Below are 23,033 nucleotides of genomic sequence, written 5' to 3'. Positions count from 1 at the left end.
ATATATATTTATCGAAGATACGCAGCGCTGACCTGAACAGTAATCGCAAATTAATCAAAACCTTTCTTTAAAAATAATTAAATCTTATCTGCTAATAACTCCTCTTATAATCATCTTGAAAGAAAAGCTTATAAGGAGAAAAAAATGGCGATTAAAGATATGATTCAAAAAAATACTGTCATCATAAATTCCAATGCGACTTTGAAAGACGCTGCTAAGCAGATGTATGAGAAACATGTGGGCGCTATCGTTGTTGTGGATAATGTTACAGGAAAGAAGAACACGCCTATTGGAATTTTAACCGATAGAGACATCGCTATTTCATTTGGCAAAGAAGGAAAGATTGAACCAAATTCAAAAGTGAGTGAAATCATGACTCAAAATGTTGTTCTATGTACACCAAAAGATAGCGTGGTCGATACGATTAAAAAAATGCAGGCCAATGGTGTGAAGCGCCTTCCAGTTGTTAATGGAAGAGATCAGATTGTAGGAATTATTTCGTCTGATGACATTATTCAAACAATTGGCAATGAGCTCTATGACTTATCTCAAATTGTGAAATTAGAAATTGAGAAAGAATCTGCTATCCAATGTCCAATCGATGAAAAGCGACAAGTTAAGATTGCCTAAGAGGAAGTGAAGATGTTCAAGAGTCGAAACGAGGCAGGCAAACTACTTGCTGAAGAATACAAAGATAAAATACTCGCAGATAGTAATACTGTGGTGATTGCACTTCCTAGAGGCGGTGTTCCAGTTGCCTATGAGATTGCAAAAAGATTCGAGTTACCTCTCGATGTGTTCTGTGTAAAGAAAATTGGGGCGCCAAGAAATCAAGAGTTGGCAATTGGTGCTGTTACTGAGTTAGGTGATATTTATTACAATAAAGAGTTAGTAAGTCACTTTGGCCTCAATGATCTACAGCTACGACGATTAACTAATGAAAAAAAGCAAGAGGCAATTGAGCAAGCGAAGTTATTGAGAAAGAACCATACGCCAATGGATCCTTCCGGTCGCGATATTCTCATCGTCGACGACGGTATTGCAACTGGTGCGACAGTAAGGGCCGCGATTAAATTGATCAAACAGCACCAACCGAACAAAATACAAGTTGTTGCTCCAGTGTGCTCAAGAGAGGCATGGAGTAATATCACAAATTTAGTAGACGATATGCTTATTCTTGAGACACCTCACAATTTTCTTTCAGTTGGTGAATTCTATCTAGAGTTTCCACAAGTAACCAATACACAAGCTCGAGAGTACTTAGATGAGATTTACTCCTTAACTCAAGAGAAACGCAAACAAGAACAACTTGAGAGATTTGAAAATGAGGGTGGGCCAATAAAGAAGAGCAGGAATTAATCTTTACTTCTCGCTAATGCAAGGCCAAAAAATAAAAAAGCTGAACCGCTTAATATTTCAACAATGCGCTTAGTTCTCCCCTTTTCAAAATGGCCCTTAAAGAAAGTAATAAAGCTTCCAAATAGGAAAAGCCAAGCTAGATTTAAGCTAATATGAACTAGCGACAAGCCTATTGATTGAGTAAGTGGATTTGAATTAATATCAATAAATTGAGGAAGAAAAGTTAAATAGAAGATTGCAACTTTTGGATTCAATATATTTGTTAAGAGTCCTTTACGGAATTCACTTGAGACAGAGACTTGTCTCTCTTCACACCTAGAACCGAATACTAAGTTTGAATTACTACCAGTAAACCATGCTTCATATAAAGCACGTACACCTAAATAGATTAGATAGCCTGCACCAATCATTTTAACAACGTGAAACAGTTCAGCAGATTGTTGTAAGATTGCAGAGAGCCCGAGAGATGACATCACAGCGTGAATAAAAAGCCCTGAACAAATCCCCAAAATAGTGGCCATAATATTTTTTCGATTACCACTTATTGAACTTTTTAAAACTAATGCGGTATCTGAACCAGGAGTAATAGTTAAGATAAAACACAAAAATAAAAAAGCACTAAAAGAGTTTTCCATTTGGACATACTACATTCGATAAAGTGTTAGAGTCAATATCTTACAACTTTGCCTCATACTCCTTTTTTGGTGTTTCAATTGTTCTCATCCACTTAACTGAACGCACTTCCCAATTGGGATCGTTTTCTTTTAAAAGTTCAAGAACACCTGAGAAATGTTTTGCACCGTAAGTGATGAAAATCTTTTTATTAGAATCATTGATAATTCTTTTAGCAAGTTCACGATTTCTGTAGTCCAAAATAACAGGCTCAATACTTAACACTTTTCCAGATTCCGATTTCCCCATATTCTTAGACATAAAACCACGGCATACAATTCCAGCTAATTTCTTTTGACCTTCGCTTCCAGATTTTAAAAATGATACAAGTGCAGCACTTGGATCATCACCACTTCCCTGCTCAGCAACTTTAAAGAAGTCTTTATTGTTCTTTGCAAATTGTTTATCAGTTTTCATTAAACGTTCAAACTCAGCTTTTAACTCAAGTGCATCAACATCGGCAGTAATATGCCTTTCAGGATGCTCTTTCTTATCAGCTTCAAGAAGTTGAAAGTAATCCAATTGAAATTTTAGACCACAAGCTTTACCAATTGCAGAGTATGTTTCAGCTAAGTTTTTTTGCCCACCGGTAATCCCGGCTGTCATCTTCTCAAAGAAGTCTTTTGATTCAGGCGAATTAGTTTGAACGCCCTCATAGTAAATAACAAAGCCATTTGCGAGAGCTTCTTCAACATCATAAATAACAGATTTATAAAAATTTTCAGAACCAATATGTTGCATCCCTTGGAATGTAACTGTTTTATCACCGTTAACTAAAACAGTCTGTGGCTGAAGAGCGGGATTAGTTTCTGTTATGACAATTGAATAATAGATTGGTAATGAAACAATCCCAGTAGAAAAGAAAAATAGCCCTAGCGAACAACGTAGCCAATTTGTTTTAAGAGTATGTGAATTACAAATTTTTGTCATTAGCCAGCCGAGTGGTAAAGCTAAAAAGAAACTGGCTATCAATATATAGATATACATTGTAGGCCAATTTAGAATTACAGGTAGACTTGAAAAAAAGCCGAGAATTAGCACAAGCCAAATTATAGTTTGTAGACGAATTTTCCAAAATACTTTTGTATGACTTTGCATTATCTCTCCCGAAGTTAATTCAGGAGAGATTAAACAATATTAAACGATATTAGTAAAGCTCGTTACTATTCATCGTCAGCAAGATATTCAGTTCCAAGGTGAGCAAAACTCGTCCATGGGAAAATATCTGAAGCGACCTCTTTAACACTTTCGTTAATACTTTCAGTATCTTCGATAAGAATTTGAGTATTCTTTAAATCAAAGAATGAATTCTCTACTTGTTTTGAAACGATACCAAATACCGATAAGCTTTTCTTTCTTGAAGATGTTTTTGAGTTAACAGCTGCAAAATGATTCTTGAAGTCGCAAATATAGACAGCGTTATTCACAACGGTAGTCAGTTGAGAAAAGACTTCAACATTTGGAACAGACTTAAACTCTTCACTAATCATCTCGAGGAAATTTCCATTACCTTCAAAGAATAAGAATGTTGGCGGTTGATTTCCTCTTAATTCATCAAGAGTTGCAACGATCTTCTTCTTATCACTAAAGCTTCCAACAAAGAAGCGCGCCTTCGTGTCTGGTGACTTAATATCAAAGCTCTTTTGGAATGAGCGGTCAATGCGAGTCATCGCTGTTCCAGAGTTAAGGAATGACATTTTAATTTTGTTCTTAATCTCTTCCGCTCTTTCAGAAAGATTATTAAGAGCAGGTTTTTCAACAAAGTCACATGCACCATTGTTAAGAGTTTCTTGGGCGTAGCGAGTATCTTCTCGACTGGCACTTGAAACAACAATGACATTTGGGTGACCCATACGATAGTTCTTTTTAAGGTATTCAACACCATCCATCTCAGGCATGTGAATATCAAGCGTCATGGCATCGACCTTATTACTTCTAAGAAATTCTTGTGCCTCAACACCATTAGCGGCCGTTCCAACAACTTCAAAGTCCTCGTCTTTTTCAAAGATTTTTGTCAGTAGCTTCACAACTGAAGAACTATCATCCACAATTAGCATACGAATAGGCTTTGGAATGGATGAAAGAATTGAACTCGGTCTTGAAGTCGTTCTCGTAATTGGTGTACCACCATCTTTAACAAGGCTAAGTGTTCTCTCAGTTTTAGCTGGTGCTGACGGATCAAGACAGTAAACACTAGGTGCTAATGTTTGAACTTTTAAGCTAGTCCCTTTAAGAGACTCACTAATCCCCGTGACAAATAGAGCATCCTTATGAAGATACTTCTTAAAATTTACGACGATATTTTCAATTGATTTTTGGTCGAAATAGATAAAAACGTTGCGACAAAAAATCACATCAAATTTCTTACTTCCTAAGAACTTCTCAGGTGAAAGTAAATTCATAACACCAAATTGACAGTTATCCTTGATATTAGCATTCACTTTTGCGAACTTTGAGATTTCACCAGAGCCACGCATCCAATTTCCAGTTAAGTATACTGTAGGAATTGATTTAATTTCACGGTAGCGATAGACACCATTCTTAGCAATCTTTACACTTTCCGGATCAATATCAGTTCCGATAATTTCAAAGCGCATACCTGGGTAATTCTTTAGGTGGTGATTGAAGAACATTCCAAGAGAATACACTTCTTGTCCACGACTACAAGCGGCCGAAAGAATTCTAATGGTTGAATCTCCACGCTTCTTAGCATTTGCAACAATGCTATCAATATTTTTTAGGAGATATTCAAAGTGTGAAAACTCTCTAAAGAAGTAAGTATGGTGAGTCGTCAGCATCGAAATGAGATGAGACGATTCCTTATTATAATTCTTCGTAAGGTAACTATAGTAATCTTCCGGAGTCGAACAACCTAAGGTCATCATTCTCTTTTTTAGACGACTTGTTACCATCGATTGTTGTGCTGGCCCTAAAATGTTTCCACTTTCTTTTGAAACAATTTCTGACACATAATTAGCAAGACTGATAATATCCCACTCAATACCTTTCTTAAAAGCTTCGCTCACATAGTTCTCCGAAATATAAAAAATCCCCATAGATGAAAAATCTATATCTCTACTTATCGACAACTATTACAATTTCTTAACAGTAATTTCAGATAGTTAAATTATAAAATGTAATCGGAACAAAATTTATATCAATCTCGAACTAAGATACTGAAAACTCACTTTTGAATTTAAATTAACCTGTCAGATGTCATGATTTCAACTCCACTTTCTCCCTCAATTGCGGCCATTAACATGGCATTTGCAATTGATGAAGCAGGGTTAATACGCAACTTTTTTGGTAAGACATAGTGTAGTGACTTTAAAATTATTTTCCCAAGGAGCTCACCAGGACGAAACTCTTTTCTCTCTCCACCAATGAGCCCAGGCCTTATGAGATAGAGAGATCTGAACTTTAATTCTTTTAAGGCATTTTCTATTCTCCCCTTAACTTGGTTATAGAAGAACCTTGAGTTTTCGTCTGCACCCATTGCTGAGTTTAAAACAAAGATTTCAACGCCGGCCTCATTTGCACATTTTGCAAATGAGAGAGGGTATTCATAATCGACTTTTGAAAAAGCTTCCCTACTCCCGGCCACTTTAATGGTTGTCCCAAGAGCACAAATGACTGCATCAATATTCCATTCCTTAAGCATAGCTGTCGTTATATGATCAAAGTCGATAATAGGTGCACTTAGTTTAGTGTGTGAACCAATTTCTCGGCGTACGGGTGCAACCACAAAATCAACACTTTGATTCTCTAATGCTTGTTTTAATATTTGGCCGCCAACCAGTCCTGTAGCACCTAAAAGAAGTATTCTCATAAACTATCCTTATCAGCATTTCGTTTACATATTCACGACAATAAAGTTTAATTTATATAAATAAAATTAGACTTAAACATAGCGAGACATTAATGCAAAGATTTGCGCTTTTAATTGCCTTTATATTATCAACTTCTTTTCATACATTGGCCCAACATAATTGGGCAAATACTCAAAGCCCCCCTCAAAATTGGTCAACGGTAGAAAATGAGTTTGTTCAAGTTATCTATCCAACAGGCTTTAAAGATAATGCAATTTATATGGCAAATCTTATGGAGCACTACTCAAAATATGTTGGACTTTCATATGGCCTACAAAAACCAAAGCAAGTTAGCTTAATTTATCGTCCACAGATGGGTGACCCAAATGGTTTTGTTACTCTTGCACCTAGAAGAACAGAGTGGTTCGATTCAACGAACTTTTTTGCTCACGTTAGTACAGTTGAATGGCACGAAAATTTATCCATTCATGAGTATCGCCACATTATCCAACAAGATATTTTCAACAAGAAAACGGTTAAAGCTTTTGATGTACTGATGGGAGATTCTGGCCAAGCGATATTAAGTTATGTAGCTAGAAAACCATGGTATATGGAAGGTGACGCCGTTTACGCTGAAACAAAGTATACTCAGTCAGGGCGTGGACGCTCTTCTCGCTTTATGGCAAGACTTAAGGCAATCCTCTTAAAAGGAGAAACACCAACATATGACCAATTTGTAAATGGTACATACAATGACCAACTCGTGAGTTGGTATATTTATGGTTATGTTCTTATTTCTCATGGTTACAAAAAGTACGGTGATAATTTTTGGGACGTTGTTATGGACAATGTGACAGCAAGGCCATATCCAAATGGTATTGTTGGTGCAATCGAAAATGCTTCTGGTGTCGACTTTTACGACTTCTACTACGAAGCATTTGAAGAACTTAGAAAGAAGTGGAAAAAAGACAGCTTTCCAGAATTAAAAACAACAGAATTTAAGATTAAGACTAACCAATTTAAAAATGGTGATGATTTATATTACTTAGAATATGACCTTAATAGCTTCTATCGTTTAATTAGAGAATCTAATGGGGAAAAAGAAGTTCTTACAGATATCCCCTACAGCGAAGATTTAACACGACTTGATTATAGTAAGACTCATGCTATTCAGTCTCACTTTTTACCACATTGGCGCTATGGATTTAAAAGCTATTCTGATTTAAGTATTATCGATTTAAAAGATGGCAGCAAAAAATATATTACTTCAGGACAGCGATTATATAACCCTCATTTTAATAAAGCTGGAGATAAAATCACTGCGATTAATTTTGACTCAAAAAACAAGTGGCTTGTCCAAGAGATTGATCTTGCGGGAAATATGTTACGTCACATTAAAAATGAGAAGTATAAATTTCTTGAAGCAGTGGCCATTAACAGCAATGAAGTTATCGCTCTAGTAACAGTCGACACAGGTGGAAAGGGAATTGTAAAAGCAAATTTTGAAACACAACAAGTAACACCTTTAATACCAATTAGTTTTAACAATCTATACTGGCTACAATCAGATTTTAAAAATAATATTTTATTTGAAGGGCAATACAACGGTGCGGTAGAAGTTTTCAAATTCAATTTTGATACCAACTCATTAGCGAAGTGTACAACTTCTAAAATCGCGGCCTACGCACCGACAATGACTAATGGTGAAATTCTATTTTCTGAACAAACAATCAATGGAAAAAGAATTAGTAAAGTGACAACAGATAATTGCCAGTCCATTCCTATTTCATACCTTACAGATCCCAATAAATACTACTCTAAAGATAGTCCTAGTGATCGTTTAAATAACTTTGAAAGAGTTGATTTTAAAGATCGTAAAGAAGTCGCAACTAAGAACTATGAACAATACAAAGAAAAAGATTACTCAGGATTTGATTGGAGGGCCTTCACACCTCACTCATGGAGCTTCTTTGTTGGACAAGGTTATGGCCTATCCCTGTGGGCAGACAACTATCTAAGAGACTTTGGTTGGAATGTTAACCTTGGCTATGAAGCTTCTGAGAATACACCTTATTCTTCACTACAAATAGACTTTAAGAGGTATTGGCCAATCTTTAGCTTACTTGCTGACTTAAGAGAAAGAGAAGTAAGTCGTCTCGGTACAGATAATGATGATTACGGTTGGGATGAGAATGCTGTTGGAGCTCAAGTACAACTCCCATTTGTTTCTCGCCATAACTTATACAATCTAAATATCACATTGGGTTACAGTGCAGAGTACGTGCAAACAAAAGACTATAATTCAAATGATATTGATATTAGTGGTGACGCCGATTTAATTCGTCAAACGACATCGCTGAATATTGAACTTTATAAAGACTTCACTGCAAGATCAATTATTTCTCCATGGAGTTTCTCGCTACTAGGTATGTATCAAGATGCAAGCACGGATGATACGACTGGACTTGTTGGAGATTATCGCTGGTTTGGTGATATCACACTAACAACGCCAGGCCTGTTTAGAAATAACGGATTTAAATTTTCAGTCACTGGGGAAGAATATGGAAATGGAACGAGTTATCGTTTCCAACCAACATCACAAGAGATTATGGGATATGTATTTTCTCGTGGATATGATTATTTCGCATCAAAGAGATATATTAAAACAAGTTCAAATTACCTATTCCCTCTTTTCTATCCGGATTACAATATTGCAGCTCTTATCTACTTTAAGCGTATCTATATGAATCTCTTCTATGATAATACGAAAGTCTATCCAATTTCAGCGGACAATGGATTTCATATCAGTAGCTATGGGGCAGAGATTGTCTTTAATACGTCTATCTTTAGGGCAATACCTGTCGACTTTGGGTATCGTTTTGTTAGAACACATGAAACAGAAGAAAGTATTAATGAAGTATTCTTAGGAATTGGACTTACATTCTAAAATAAAAAGGCCCTCTTTTGAGGGCCTCTTTTTTATCGCTCTTCTAATTTATGATTTAGTTTTAGCTTCTTACGTACACTCTTTTTAATACTTGATTCAACAAGGGCCCCCATCGAAACCATTAGTTGTCTAACAACATATGGTGGCATTGCCTGTAGTTCATCAATCGACTCTTTTGCTTTTTCGTACTCAGTACTTGTAACAACAAGAGAAGAGTCATATGGAATGTAGTTAAAGATTAATTCTTCAATTTTTTCAACACGAGTTGATGATTTTGGGTGACTCGAAGTAATTGCTTGAAAGAAAGTCTCATCATAATCAGGAACCGATGAGAAGTACTTTCCAAGCCCGTAAGGAGAATATCCTGCTTTATACGCATATTGAACACCTAGCTTGTCGGCCTCGAGTTCCTGAATACGGCTAAATCCCATAAGTGGAATATCTTCTAACTTGTCATAGACATAGTAAGTTGCAGCTCCACCAAGAATTCCGAAGTTTGCCCAAACAAAACCAGCTCCAACAAACTTAGTAGCAATTGACTTTAAGTTTCTTGTCACAGATTCTGTACCGTGTCTTTCAGTTACGTGCGCCCATTCGTGTCCTAAAACACCTGCAAGCTCTGCTTCTGTTTCTAGAGAATCAACGAGACCTCTAAAGACAAATACATAACCACCAGGAAGAGCAAAAGCATTTTCGATTGGTGCATTAATAAAGAAGACCTTTGGTTCAACTTCAGGCATATCTGATGCCTTAGCAATTTTTGTGATCATTGTTTTTAAGTATTCCGCCATTTCACCATCTTGATAAATATAGCGCGAAAAATTATTTACGATTTCATAAGCCGCTTCTTTCCCAAACTGAGAGTCAGTTGCAAACTTAAAGAAGTTTCGTCCAAAACCATTGTGTAGACGACCTTCTTCACCAATACGATTATAATTTTTGTACTTTCCTACAACTTTACAAGATGCAAGACTTTTGAATTTTGACATATCAACGATAAGCTCACTTCCATCAACTTTGAAATCAACTGTATTAGTACAATTTGTTAATTTTAGTTTATCGCCTTGAAGTTTTACAGATCCTGCTTTTCTAAGATCTACACTTCCCTCTTCAGAATCGTAGTTACGTACTTCAAATTCCATATTAATTTCAGTTGCTGAAAGCTTATTAAGCTCAGGCCCATGATTATAGTCTAGCTTTAGCTTTAACTTTCTTGGATACATCGGCTTCACTTCAAATGACTCTTCAGCTGATCCAGATAGATTTAACTCTTGCCCGTTAATTTTCATTTCACCAGAAAGAGATTCCCCCTCTAAAGCATGGACAAATTTAACCTTTGATATTTTCTCGGCATTACATGACACAAGTAGTGCAAGTGTCATCAACGTCGCAATATTGACCATTTTTTTCATACGCTTCTCCCATTTTTGTAATAGTCATTACTACCAATGAAAGCCTGTATATGTCATAGAGTGTGTAATAATGAACACAATACTTAGGCCACATAATTATTGATGAGGAAATCTTGTCTCCTAAAGGCCCTAACCCCTTATAAAATGGTATAATTCGAGTGGTAATAAGAGGACTAGTATGATTAAGATTTCAACTATAAGTATCTGTAAAGTGGTGGCGATTTTAGCTCTTCCAACAATGGTAATGGCCGCTTCAGCAAACGACTTCATCTCCACGATGAAAAAGCACGTTGGTGAATACAAAACCCTAGTAAGAAACTCTGACTTTTGTGACGCTTCAGACATTCAATTTGTTGATGAAAAATCACCAAAGAAAGGTCTTAGAATTGGCCATCGAATTTTTATCGGTCCCCTTACAGATAAGAAAGAAGTTGAGAAATCGGATTGTACCTATACTTCAACTTTCGCTTATACAAAGACAAAAGTAACTCAAATTAGTGAATTAAAGAACTGTAAAGCTTCTGCAAAACAGAAAGACTCAATCAGCACACAATCTATAGAAATCAAAAAAGATACGATCAACTATGAATCAAAAGAAAGTGGTATAAAGTGCGTCTATAAGAAAGTTCAAAAGAATAAGGAGGCAAAATAATGAAGTCTCTCATTCTTCTTTCGACTCTATTTTTAAATTTTAATTCTTATAGTAACGATCTCAATTCAAGAAAGACCGATTTCTTGAATGAGCTCAATAGTGTTATCAATAGCGTCACGAACCCTCCCGATGGAAATTGCCACAATTGCCAGGTGGAAGACAATACGATCTCTCAAGGAGATCCTCTTCCTACTGAACACCGCAGAGATGGAAAGTACTTCAACAAGGGCTGTGAGATGTTCATTACTGAAGATGGTAATGAAGGTGTTTGGGGACAGATGATTACGGAATATATCGATAATGAAAAAGGTGCTTCAGAGATGTTTCTCTATGATGAAATCAAGGGAATGACTGCAAGGCCATATACGTGTCCAAATTGGTATAATCTTAATAAAGAACAAAGAAAGAGATTTTGGGTTTGGATGTTCGCTTCCATTGCCCAAGTAGAATCTTCATGTGATCCAACGAAAGTAAATACTGGACGAGTACCAGATGCTACAGATCGCCCTACTGGCCTCTTCCAATTAAATCGAAAAAGAGATGCACGTTATTGGCGCGGAAAGAATTGTCAATTTGCCTCAGGATATGAAACGACAATCGAGCCTATCAATCAAATTCGCTGCAGTATGGATATTATGTACAACATCCTTCTTGGTAAGAAAGGTATGTATAAGGCGAATGGTAAGATTTTTCCAACGAACTCTTATTGGGAAAAGCTAAGACCGAATCATAGCCAGACTGGTGGGCCTATTGGAGAGCTTGCTCGTATGTATCCACCATGTAATGCAACCCCTTAATAATTGGAGGGTAAGCCCAATATAATTGGCACCTCCAGGCCCTAAATTGGAAATATTGTCCACTTAACTACCTAAATTTCATTTCTTTAATGTTTCGTAATAATATGACGATATGCCACTGTAAACACAGGGGAACTTTGTTGTACGTTAGTAGAATCTTTACATACATTTTAGCGTTTAGTTTAAGCTTCTTATCCTTAAACCTGCACGCTTCGACAAGTAAGCTCGGTTACTCGGGACGTCTTGTGCAAAGTAATGGAACTCCTATTACAGGAACTCCTAATCTTAAATTTGAACTCTTCTATTCAAATGATCTTCCTACAGTAATTGCGACTCAAACAATTAATAGCGTTCCGCTGTCTAATGGGATCTACACTGTTGAGTTAGACTTCGATAACCTAGGGTCGTTTGACCCACTCTATTCGAGTACAGCAGATGTTATTGATAAAATACCGGCAGGACAAACACTTGTTATTCGCGTAACGGACATTACAGATGTTGGAAACCCAATCGCTTATGATTATCAAAATATCTTAGCTAACCCAATTTCAGTTTACGCCAATCACTCTGCAATTGCAGATAACTTAGTTATCGCAGCGGCTTGTTCTCCCGGACAAGTTGTCTCAGTAAATGCATCAAACAAGCTCGAGTGTGTGGATCAAACGGCAGCAGTTAGTGTTGATTCCACTCTTGTTGATAATGCCGGAGTTATTGGTCAAGCAAACATTGGATCTGCCGGAACTTACACATCGGTAACAGTTGATAACTTCGGACGTGTAACCAGCGGTTCAAGTCCAGAAGTTGATTCAAGTGGAATCCAAGATGGCTCGATTATGGATGCAGATATTAATGCATCGGCAGCTATCAGTTGGTCAAAAATCAATGCACCAACAATTGATAAAACTTATGTCGGGCTTAGTAATGTTGCCAACGTTGCGCAAATTCCAGCAAGTGATCTTGATAACTCAGGAACTTTAGATTCTGCAACTCAAGTTCCAAGTGAACTTGCAGTAAAAGGCTACGTCGATACGACGGCACAATCCATGGCCGATGCAAAAGTTGTTAACTCGATGGCAGGAACACAAACGGATACTGCTCCGTCAGTTGATTCAGTAAAAAATTATGTAACGGCCCAAACTGGAGCTATCACGTCGTCTCAGTGGACAACTAGTGGCAGCGATATTTATTACAATACTGGAAATATTGGAGTTGGAACAAGCTTGCCCACAGGACCTCTACACATAGTAGGAGGTGCAAACGACGTAAACACAATGCGCTTTGGTGCCACTGATGCTGATGTTGCCGCCATTACAGATTATGCAAATATGGCAGGTCTTCTTATTGCTTCAGAGGGAGTTTCAAATAGCTATCATAGTCTTAGAATTGTAAGTGATATTGATGGAACAGATATTGAAAGTTTAGCTGTGACAAATGCTGGACGAGTTGGTGTTGGAGTTCTTAATCCAACTGCAAGATTAGAAGTTGCCGGTAATATCAAAGGAACAGGACTTTGTATTGGGGCCGATTGTCGTGCCGCATGGCCAACAGGTAATGCTGGAACAGTTACTTCTATTACAGGAGGAACGGGACTAACAGGCGGAACGATCACCTCTTCTGGAACTCTTGCCGTAGATGTAGGGACAACTAATGGAAAGATTGCTCAAGTTGGAGCAGGAGATAAATTAGCAGATTCAATTATTAATTATAATCCTGCCATTGATGTTGCCTTAACAGGGTTTACAACAGGTGCAGCTTCAAGTGTACTTGCGACAGATACTGTCCTTCAAGCATTTCAAAAAGTTCAAGGTCAACTTAATTCCCATGCCTCAAATCTTGCAGCAATTTCAGCTTATGACACTGATGATATTCCAGAAGGTTCAACAAACCTCTATTATACTGACGCTAGAGTAAAAACAGCAGCTGTTGTGAATTCGACAGTAGGAAGTGAAACAGACCAAGCACCTTCAGTAGCTGCGATTAAGTCATATGTAGATAATCGCGCAACTCAATGGACAACAGCAGGAAGTGATATTCACTATCCGACAGGAAATATTGGAATTGGTGTAACAACACCGTATTCACTTCTTGATATTAATGGTGTGGATAAAACCGTAAGCCTTGCAGCAGGAAGAGATTTTCCTGCGATGCTACGCTTAAACTCGACTGATCCAGCAATTGGCGCTGAAACTAATATTCTTTTTACATCTAACTACTCGGGATCTTCAAAAGTTGCCAACGCTTCCATTGCTTCAATCCAAGAAACTGATGGTGCGAATGCAGATTACGGGCAAGCGGCTCTTGTTTTTAGAACGAGTGGGCCACTAATTGCAGATCTTAATAAAGAAAGAATGCGAATTGATGGTGCAGGTAATGTTGGGATTGGAACAGCTTCTCCGACAGAAAAACTTGATGTTTTAGGAAAGGTAAAAGCAACTGAGCTTTGTATCGGTGCTGACTGTCGCGCGGCATGGCCTACAGGAAACGCAGGAACAGTAACTTCAGTAACAGCTGGTACAGGATTAACTGGTGGTACGATTACTTCATCAGGAACGATTTCAATTGATGTTGGTACAACTAACGGAAAAATTGCTCAAGTAGGTGCTGGTGATAAATTGGCAGATTCGATAATTAACTACAACCCTGCCATTGATGTAGCGTTAACAGGATTTACGACAGGAGCTGCTACGACAGTCCTGGCCACAGATTCAGTTATACAAGCATTTCAGAAAGTTCAAGGACAACTTAACTCACATGCATCTTCTATTGCATCCATCTCAGCTTATGACACTGATGATATTTCAGAGGGCACAACGAACCTTTATCACACTGATGCCAGAGCAAAAACTGCAGCAGTCGTTAATTCAACGGCAGGCAGTGAAACAGATCAAGCTCCATCAGTAGCAGCAATTAAAACATATGTTGATGATCGTGCAACTCAGTGGACGACAACGGGAAGTGATATTTACTTTAATTCTGGGAATGTTGGTATTGGAAACATTACACCTTCAAGAGAATTAGAAGTAAGCGGTACGGTAAGAGCAAAGAGCTTTGAGCGAGCTATTACAAATTCATACTCTGTTCCTAATGCAACTTTCCAAGCAATTGACTTGATAACGGGATCACAAAACCTAGCTAGTGGATATGCCTACAGAATAACTCTATCTGTTTCTGCGACAGCGACTCGAACTGGTTCAGTGTATCTCGTATGGGAAGAGAGTGATGGAGTTTGGCAGTCCAAGCTTGTAAGTGTCAGTGGGACAAATTCAAATCATCCACTTCTAAGACTTACTGGTGATACTGTTGAGGTTTATCATAATCACACTAGTACTTATACGATTAATACCATTCAAGATGTGATCAAACACGATAATACATCGGCCATCTCTTCTACTCTATTTGGTTTAGAGTCAGAGATAAGTAATTATGCAGGAAATATCGGAATTGGCGTGCAGAATCCGGGACATAAGCTGGCGGTTAATGGTGGTGCAAATTTTGCAACTGGATCTGGTACACAACCATTCTATATTTCAAGAGCAGGTGCTACAGTAGAAACCTTTTCTCTAACTGTTGGTGATACAGCATCTTTCTTTGATTTAATTGAAGATAATGGTGAACCTGACTTTCAAGATATGAATTTCCGCCTAATCTATGAAGGTGGTGATACTCATACATATCTTAGGACATTTGCCTCAGGACCTAATGCTGGTGATGTTGATGTTTATCTACAGTCTTCCGGTGGAAATGTTGCCATTGGAAATATCGCACCAACACAGAAGCTTACAGTTGATGGTGGGATGAATGTCACAACAGGCAATGATATCTGTATTGATGGTGCAGGCTGTTTATCAACAGTTGTTGCAGCAAGTGGAGAACAAAACACGGCCTCAAGTGCAGGTGGGACTTCTCTTTATAAGACGAAGACTGGAACTGACTTAGTATTCAAAGGCCTAACAGCTTCTAGTGATCTTACTCTAACGGCGAACACTGATGATGTGAATATAGCTGTTAATACTTCAAATGGTGCCAATGAGCTTTTAAGACTCGATGGAAGTGGACGTGTACCAGCTTCAAATGTGATGAGTACACCTCTTACAGGATATACCGTTGGAGCAAATTCGGTGCTAGCACCTACGGATTCTATATTAAGTGCCTACGGTAAACTTCAAGCACAAATCAATGCCAACTACACAGCAATTACAGGTCTTGCTGATACTGATGACCTAGCTGAAGGTGCAACCAATTTATACTTCACAAATGGCCGTGCTCAAACAGCAGCAGTTGTAAACTCGACAGCAGGAACTGAAACGGTACAAGCTCCTTCAGTTAGTGCGATGAAAAGTTATGTAACGACTCAAATTGGTGGAGTTAATCAATCTCAATGGACAACGACAGGTAGTGATATTTACTATAACACTGGAAAAGTTGGAGTTGGAACGACGACTCCACTTGCAAATTTAGATTTAAGAATTGGCTCAAATTACAATAGCGTGTTGTCGATAAGTGAAGATAACGCAAATGGTTTCTTATTAGGTGGTGACTTTGCTCCTAGTGGACTCTTAAATCGATTTTTTATTGGTAGAACTGATTATACAACTGGAGATGGGGCTACGCCATCTGCTCCAACTGAGCTTTTATCTGTTACTGTTGCTGGAAATGTTGGAATTGGAACAACAACACCATCAGAAAAGCTACATGTCTCAGGAAACGTTCTTGCAGCAGCTTACCTTTATACTTCAGATGAAAGATTTAAAGAAAACGTGGAAACGATTATTGATCCACTTCACAAGGTAAACTCTCTACGTGGGGTAACTTTTGATTGGAAAACGGATGAATTTCCAGAAAGAAATTTTCCAAAAGAAAAGACTGTAGGTTTTATCGCTCAGGAAGTTGAAAAAGTTCAACCAGAGTTAGTAAAGACAGGACAAGATGGCTATAAATCTGTTCAGTACGGAAATATCACGGCACTTTTAGTCGAAGCAGTAAAATCAATTTCGAATAAAATTGATAAGCTCTTTAGTAATGATGAAGAAGTTAAAAGAGAGATTGCTTCACTTAAAGAAGAAAACGAGCAACTTAAAGCAGATATGCAAGAGATGCGCAAAGCAATTAAAGAGTTACAAAAAGCAAATAAGAAATGAAAATTCAAATAGGTTTTCTATTTACTCTACTCTTCTCGCAAGCTGTTCTTGCGATCAATACTATTGATACTGGTTTTAAACTAGCAACCAATGAACTTAAAACAATTGTGGCCCATAATACTTGTAAGAAAGTATGGAATACATCAACAACAAATGAACACTTTGTTTCAACAAAGACAAATCCAGAGTGGATGAATTTCTATGCCAATGCACCATCTGATATTGTCGTTCGCGACTGTCTGGTTTCTTGCTCGACTTTAAATAAAACAGGATCATATCCAAGTGGACTTTATACAATCGATATAGACGGCGCAGGACCTCTTGCTGCCTTAAGTGTTTACTGTGATATGGATAATAATGGCGGTGGCTGGACGAGAATCTATAAACATGATGTCGCCGGTGGATTCTTCCCTACTACGAATTCAGCTCTACTCTATAATCAAGCAGCACCGACTGGTGACCTCTATTCTATCGTTCAGTATATTGATGAATTTGAAAATCTTAATCGCTTCACTTTTTGGATTAACTACCCAAATGAAGGTAAGAAAAATATTTGGTCACAATTTACAAATCCAATTTACGACACTCCTGTACGTGGCTATCGAGGAATTGATATTGAAATGAATAGTCAAAGATGGGGTGGCCTAGAGCTTGGGAATAATAGTTTTGGTTACTCAAATGGCGATGCTTCATTATTAGATGGCTCAGTTAATCATTCAAATTGGTACTTTGCAATCGGTTCAGATCAAGTTTATAAAACAGGAATTCCTTCAGATCATAATAATGACGTGGGGACACAATTAGTAGAGCTCTATCTTCATGATGAAGGGATGAGACCGATGTCATGCCAACATCTCGTTGAGCTTGGTGAGTCCAAAGGCTCAGGTCTCTATACAGTATACCCTGATCAAGTAACAGCTACTCAAGTTTACTGTGAAATGGATATTGATAATGGTGGCTGGACTCTTTTCTATGCCAACGCAGCAGATCCTACAATGACGACAAAAAAGTCATACAACACGATGAAAAACGAATTTGCTGGCATCAATATCAATAGTACAAATTATGCGGATATGAATACAATCGGTATGCATAATTTCTATAATTTCTCGGCAACCCAAATGATGGCCCGTGATATCGGTAACTGGGGAGCAACTGACTACTCGACAGTTGAGTTCTTTAACCCAGAGGACTTTAATCTTGTTGTTGATATTAAAGCAGGACCAAGTAGGACTACTCCAGGAGATTGTGACATGTTAACTGGTGGCTCACAATTTCGTTTTAGAAATAGCAATGGAACAAATTACTATTTAGATAGGCAAACGAATTGGGCCGGCGTTGGCTTTGGTTGGGGAGACTGTCTTCCTGCATATACTCAAACAGGAACATCTGACGTACACGATCAACCACGACACTATATATATCATACAAATGGTAGTGATGACCTTAACCGTGTTCGTGGCGTTGGAGGTTTCAACACAGGACAAGCAACTGTTAAGGCACGCTACTTTTTAAGAGAGAAATACGACCGACCAAAGAACTGTATGGATATTCTCTTAAGTGGTAAGTCACGTGGAAACGGTTCTTATACGATTTATCCAGAAGGAACGGCAGTTACAGTTGACTGTGATATGACGACAGAAGGCGGTGGCTGGACAAAAGTATGGCATGGCTACCCGACTCACGCTGCACGAGGAGAGACTTCAGCAGAAGTTTACTCAAAATCAAATTCAATTGCTTTTAATCAAATGCGCATCGAAAGTGTAAATACTGGATTTAGTATTACAGATAACACTTGGGAGACAGCTTACCTCGATAAGACTATTCCAGATTATTTTCAACAAGTAATTTCACAGGCAGATGCGACAAGTCCTCAAGTTAAATTTGCAGATATGGATGGTACAGAAGATGTAGAACTTGTTGGGAAGTATTTCTTCCATGGTTATGGAAACAACTGGCGTGTCTTTTATTCATGTGTAAATGTGGATCCAAATACTACAGACAGAATCTTCATTGGTGGAGGTTACGGAAAGAGATGTACTCCTAGAGACTCAATGGTTCGAAGTGATATTTCCACTTGTACTTCTAGCGATAATAGCTATTGTACGAATGCTTATAATAGTACAGAAGTTGAATCAGGCCTTGGGCTTACTCTTAAACAATATCAAGAGACACGTGTTTGGGTACGCTCACTTCCTTCCATGAAGTCATGTCGAGAAATTCTTGATCGTGGCTATTCAAGTGGAACGGGTATTTACATAATTGATCCAGATAGCCCACTTGGCGCAACTCCTCCTTTTCCAACAATATGCGATATGACAACTCATGGTGGAGGATGGACTCTTGTTTGGGGGAATACTCGAGAGGGAACAAATAAGCCAACGACAAATCTTACATATGCTGATTCAATTAATACGACTCCGCGTTGTTCATATGATCGATCAGCATCAAATGACTTCACGGGAAAATGTTCACCAATCTCTAGGCCAGGAATGCCAGCGGCACAAACAATAAATTATTACTTAGAATATTTCAATTACTTCGTAGGTCTAAAACACTGGGATTCGATCTCTGGAAATAATGACTTTCAACTCCTCTACTCTTGGTCACCTGATTACGAACAACCGATTTCACAACAGGCCATGATGACAGTAAAGAATTTTGATCCAGCTGATAGTTACCGATTAAATATCGAATCCTACACTCAATTAATAGGAACAGTGAATGCTGCAATTGCTACAAGTCATGATGGGATGATGTGGTCGACTTCAGATCAAGATAATGATAATCACACAGGAATTTGTGCTACCTTCTACACTGATACTCCGTTTTGGTATGCAAATTGTTGGAATGGAAAAATAAATGGTGGTGGTGAAGGAACTGAAGGTGGCTATTTTAACGGTGCCTACTGGAATGGAACGGCCAAACAATGGGCAACAGATCCAGCGACAGCAATTGGTGCAGGGAACGCTTGGTTTATGATTCGTGAATCAAACTCATACGGAAATTATAAATCCTCTTGTAAGCAAATCCTTGAAGAAAATCCAAATGCTCCTTCAGGAAATTACACGATCAACTTCTACCCAGGTCAAAATGCCCTACGTACAGTCTATTGTGATATGACAACAGATGGTGGTGGCTGGACTTTAGTCGTGCGCTCAAGTGGTGTTACTGATCTTGATAATTCAATCATGGTGAGCACTATCGCCGACAATCTCTTAATAGAGAGAACTCTCCCTAATACTAGAGCATCGATTAATCCGGAATACTTCTCTCGTGCTAATGGGACAACAGATGCGATGTTTATCTCTCCTTCTTATAATGGTGGTGCTCCAATAATTGAAAATGGCAATGGAACTTGGGATTACGACTATGAGGATTGTACAGGAAACCTACGCCACACAAGCCGAACAGTAGGCTGTTCAGGACAAAATGCCAACGATAATTACAATTCCGCAGATGCATATAATATTGCAATCAATAATGGAAACGAAGGTGTTGTGCCGGCCTATGGAACAGAAGTTTGCTACTCAGGAAAAGGTGCCTGTAGCTTTGAATTCTACCTACGCTAATCTAATCAGCTAAAAGCTTTGCCAAGAAACAAGTCTTACCATCAGAGTGTCTAACTCCTTTATAGACGATATCGTGACTTAACTCCCCTTCATCATTTCGAGCTCGATAGATATCGATCTCATCCCCTAGATGAGTTTCGGCCATGAAGTTAATTTCAAATTCATTAAGCTTTGCCGTTTTATGAAGTTCGATTGGAATCGAATCAAGAATCCACTGTGAATACTTCGTATTATTCACATGCATATTTAAATCAAGATCACTATTTCGTACTGTAATGGTATTAACTTTTTCAAAGTTATCCCTTACCTCAACTTTATGAGCAATATAATCTAAATGATAATCAGTGCGAGGATTTATTTTATCCATTGGAAAGTCAGGTTTTTTCACCTTTCTTGTCACACCATCTAGAATCATCCATACCGTTGAACAGTCCCCAATCTTCTCACCATTAAGGAAGATCTCAAATTCGCGAAAGGCATACATACCCTCAGGTGCTCGAGACCACGTCTTAATCTCAATAACCTCATTCCAATGAGGAAACCTGTCCATGCGAAGCTTTTGTCTAACCAGTACCCAAAAGGATTGATCCTTAATCATATCTTCGATACCAAAACCTGCCTCTTCGCCGTGAACAGTCGCAATATCTTGCAGATAGCCGAGCATTCCAAAGAGCCCAAGGCGCTTGTTGATATTCACATTATTGATACTGACCTGATAAGTCTTTTGATAGATTGGATTTTTCATAAAGATATTAAAGCAAAAGCGCATTCGTTTTGGCCAGTGTCTAAAAGATGAACACTATCCATGGCATTTTTGCATGGTTTTTGGCCTTTTTCTTGGCATAGCAGTTGCAACTAATAAATTGAATCAAATTCTTGGGAGGAATTTATGAAAGCTTGTTACAAGAAGCTATTTATTATGAGTGCATTATTTCTATCGAGCACTTATGTGCAAAATGAAATGTTAGTTTCTGACAACTCATACCATAGTGGCCACTACCGCGAGATCGCAGGTGAGAAGCAAATTTCTGTAACATCTTATCAAGTCCACCAAAAAGGTATTTTTGATCTTTGGTTTGATACTGCTAAGCTATTTGGCAAGGTTGAAAATATTGTTAAAATTGAAATTAAAGACGTCGATGAAAAGCTTGTTAAAGACTTCAAAGACTTATCAAAAAGATATGAGGACCTACAAGGTAAATCTGACACTCTATCACAAGAGCTTGCAAAAAGCAGTGAAGAGATCTCTAGCCTAAAATCAAAATTAGCAAACGTACAATCATCTGATCCAGTTGATGATAATATTCGCCAAGAAAAAATTAAGGCACTCGAAGAATTAATCGAGCAAAGAACGGCCGAACTTGATACGGCAAAAGAGGCAATTTCTAAATTTGATGAAACAAGAGAAAAGCTTCAAGAGATTAGTGAGAAACTATCAACACTAGAATTAGAGAATGAAGAATTAAAGAAAGAGAATGCGATCTTAGTTTGTGAACTGGAGAATGCAAAATCAAAAGTCGATACTGATGAAATAAAAAAGCTTCAAGAAGAACTAGCAAAGATTACGGCAGAACTTGAAGACTACAAGAATGATTCAGCTGATTTAGAAGAAAAGGAAGTTATCGCTGAAGCAGATAGCAAAGAAATTGATAAAGATAAGCTAAAAGCAAAGAAGAAAGATAAGAAAGAAGATAAAAAAGAAGACGACGAACTATCAGAAGCTGAGCTGGCCCTAGTTGAATATATCAGAGAGATGAAGGAGCAAGCTGAGTACCAACGCCAACAACAGCAAGAGGCCATGGCCATGCAACAATTTGTTAGCATGCTTACTTCTCAGTTTACGCAACCACAAGTGAATTCATACTTTGGTACATACGATGCTCTTAACCAAAGACAAGAGAGCTTCTCAAATATGGTGCGCGATTTTAGAGAGCAATCTTATATGATGCAAGATATGAATCGTCTCAATAATTGGAATTATAGTTACAATGATTACTACGGTGCGAATGCACCAATGCTTAGAGTAAGTGAATCAATGCCTTGGGGTAACTACTACACTCCAGAGCAATCAATTCAGGTACAAAATTTTGATTACTCTCGACATGGTTATAATTGGGGTAGCGATATTCCAAACCAGAACTTTAATATGGGAATCAATACTGCAAGCAGTAACCCAATTCTTAATAATTTCACGACTGCTTTAGACGCTACTAATAGCGCTAATATAAAGCTTTTTTAATACCCTTCCCCCCTTTTATTTGATGACAAAGGCCGAGTTACATACTCGGCCTTTACTTTTTTTCGGTAATTATTGCCGATTTCTCTAAACTTATTCACCTATCTTTCGAAGAGGTATGTACTACATCTAAAGGAATTAAGGTTAGAATGATGAAAGAAATTAATATGGAAGTTGCTAAAAAAAGAATTATTAAAAAGTGTCATGTTTGTGGCCACGTGCACGATACCGCAACAGAAGTTCAAAAATGCCAAAGCTGCAAGAAATCATTCTTACCAACAAAATACTTTGATAAGGTCCACGCAAAGAACTCTTCTGACTTTAAGCTACTGTTTTCAGATGTTAACGAGCTGCACGAAGAAGATATTATTAAGGGTATTACCGTACTTTGGTAAGACTTTATTAATTCTCGATCAAGTTCCAACGTGATATCGTTCTC

At 37.9% G+C, this 23,033-nt stretch carries 15 protein-coding genes; 9 read left to right on the top strand and 6 right to left on the bottom strand.

The features are described 5' to 3' along the window. Positions 1-144 precede the first annotated feature (144 nt). A complete protein-coding gene (locus ABMA79_RS00730; RefSeq protein WP_392857313.1) occupies positions 145-630 on the top strand; it encodes a cyclic nucleotide-binding/CBS domain-containing protein in 486 nt (161 codons plus the stop codon). A 12-nt stretch (positions 631-642) separates the two neighbouring features. Continuing rightward, complete coding sequence (locus ABMA79_RS00725) at positions 643-1,359, top strand: phosphoribosyltransferase (RefSeq protein ID WP_393089454.1); 717 nt, start codon at positions 643-645, stop codon at positions 1,357-1,359. Here the strand turns inward: ABMA79_RS00725 and ABMA79_RS00720 are convergent. The 4 genes from ABMA79_RS00720 to ABMA79_RS00705 form a co-directional block, all read right to left on the bottom strand. Further along, positions 1,356-1,994, bottom strand: a complete 639-nt coding sequence (locus ABMA79_RS00720; protein WP_393089451.1) for a LysE family translocator — start codon at positions 1,992-1,994, stop codon at positions 1,356-1,358. The genes ABMA79_RS00725 and ABMA79_RS00720 overlap by 4 nt on opposite strands. A gap of 40 nt (positions 1,995-2,034) precedes the next feature. Beyond that, entirely contained in the window at positions 2,035-2,961 is a 927-nt protein-coding gene (locus ABMA79_RS00715) for a hypothetical protein (RefSeq protein ID WP_393056605.1), read from the bottom strand. A 233-nt stretch (positions 2,962-3,194) separates the two neighbouring features. Continuing rightward, positions 3,195-5,057: a CheR family methyltransferase gene (locus ABMA79_RS00710; RefSeq protein ID WP_393089448.1), complete on the bottom strand. Its 1,863-nt coding sequence runs from the start codon at positions 5,055-5,057 to the stop codon at positions 3,195-3,197. A 170-nt stretch (positions 5,058-5,227) separates the two neighbouring features. Beyond that, complete coding sequence (locus ABMA79_RS00705) at positions 5,228-5,860, bottom strand: NAD(P)H-binding protein (RefSeq protein ID WP_393089446.1); 633 nt, start codon at positions 5,858-5,860, stop codon at positions 5,228-5,230. Positions 5,861-5,952: 92 nt separating this feature from the next. Between ABMA79_RS00705 and ABMA79_RS00700 the strand changes: the two genes are divergently transcribed. Next, positions 5,953-8,787, top strand: coding sequence for a hypothetical protein (locus tag ABMA79_RS00700; RefSeq protein WP_393089443.1), 2,835 nt, complete (start codon positions 5,953-5,955; stop codon positions 8,785-8,787). A 32-nt stretch (positions 8,788-8,819) separates the two neighbouring features. Here ABMA79_RS00700 and ABMA79_RS00695 read toward each other — a convergent pair whose 3' ends face one another. Then, a complete protein-coding gene (locus ABMA79_RS00695) occupies positions 8,820-10,199 on the bottom strand; it encodes a M48 family metallopeptidase (RefSeq protein ID WP_392857321.1) in 1,380 nt (459 codons plus the stop codon). 178 nt (positions 10,200-10,377) lie between these two features. Between ABMA79_RS00695 and ABMA79_RS00690 the strand changes: the two genes are divergently transcribed. The 4 genes from ABMA79_RS00690 (at position 10,378) to ABMA79_RS00675 (ending at position 20,358) form a co-directional block, all read left to right on the top strand. After that, entirely contained in the window at positions 10,378-10,851 is a 474-nt protein-coding gene (locus ABMA79_RS00690) for a hypothetical protein (protein ID WP_393089441.1), read from the top strand. Continuing rightward, positions 10,851-11,648, top strand: coding sequence for a hypothetical protein (locus ABMA79_RS00685; protein WP_392857324.1), 798 nt, complete (start codon positions 10,851-10,853; stop codon positions 11,646-11,648). Before ABMA79_RS00690 ends, ABMA79_RS00685 begins: the two co-directional genes overlap by 1 nt. 140 nt (positions 11,649-11,788) lie before the next feature. Further along, positions 11,789-16,786: a tail fiber domain-containing protein gene (locus ABMA79_RS00680; protein WP_393089439.1), complete on the top strand. Its 4,998-nt coding sequence runs from the start codon at positions 11,789-11,791 to the stop codon at positions 16,784-16,786. Next, positions 16,783-20,358 carry a fibrinogen-like YCDxxxxGGGW domain-containing protein gene (locus tag ABMA79_RS00675; RefSeq protein WP_393089436.1) on the top strand — a complete coding sequence of 1,192 codons (3,576 nt, stop codon included), beginning with the start codon at positions 16,783-16,785 and terminating at the stop codon, positions 20,356-20,358. Before ABMA79_RS00680 ends, ABMA79_RS00675 begins: the two co-directional genes overlap by 4 nt. 1 nt (position 20,359) lies before the next feature. Here the strand turns inward: ABMA79_RS00675 and ABMA79_RS00670 are convergent, their stop codons facing one another. Then, positions 20,360-21,103, bottom strand: a complete 744-nt coding sequence (locus tag ABMA79_RS00670; protein WP_393089433.1) for an acyl-[acyl-carrier-protein] thioesterase — start codon at positions 21,101-21,103, stop codon at positions 20,360-20,362. A gap of 144 nt (positions 21,104-21,247) precedes the next feature. Here ABMA79_RS00670 and ABMA79_RS00665 point away from each other — a divergent pair, with 144 nt between their 5' ends. Both ABMA79_RS00665 and ABMA79_RS00660 read left to right on the top strand, forming a co-directional pair. Beyond that, complete coding sequence (locus tag ABMA79_RS00665) at positions 21,248-22,597, top strand: hypothetical protein (RefSeq protein ID WP_393089430.1); 1,350 nt, start codon at positions 21,248-21,250, stop codon at positions 22,595-22,597. Between the two features lie 146 nt (positions 22,598-22,743). Next, positions 22,744-22,989 (top strand): hypothetical protein, encoded by a 246-nt coding sequence (locus tag ABMA79_RS00660; RefSeq protein ID WP_021265840.1) that lies wholly within the window; start codon positions 22,744-22,746, stop codon positions 22,987-22,989. The last annotated feature ends 44 nt before the right edge of the window (positions 22,990-23,033 follow it).

The sequence above is a fragment of the Halobacteriovorax sp. HFRX-2_2 genome, from assembly GCF_043196705.1.
Classification (GTDB): domain Bacteria; phylum Bdellovibrionota; class Bacteriovoracia; order Bacteriovoracales; family Bacteriovoracaceae; genus Halobacteriovorax_A.
The sequence above is the reverse complement of the archived record's forward strand: the minus strand, read 5'-3'. Positions and strand labels throughout refer to the sequence as shown.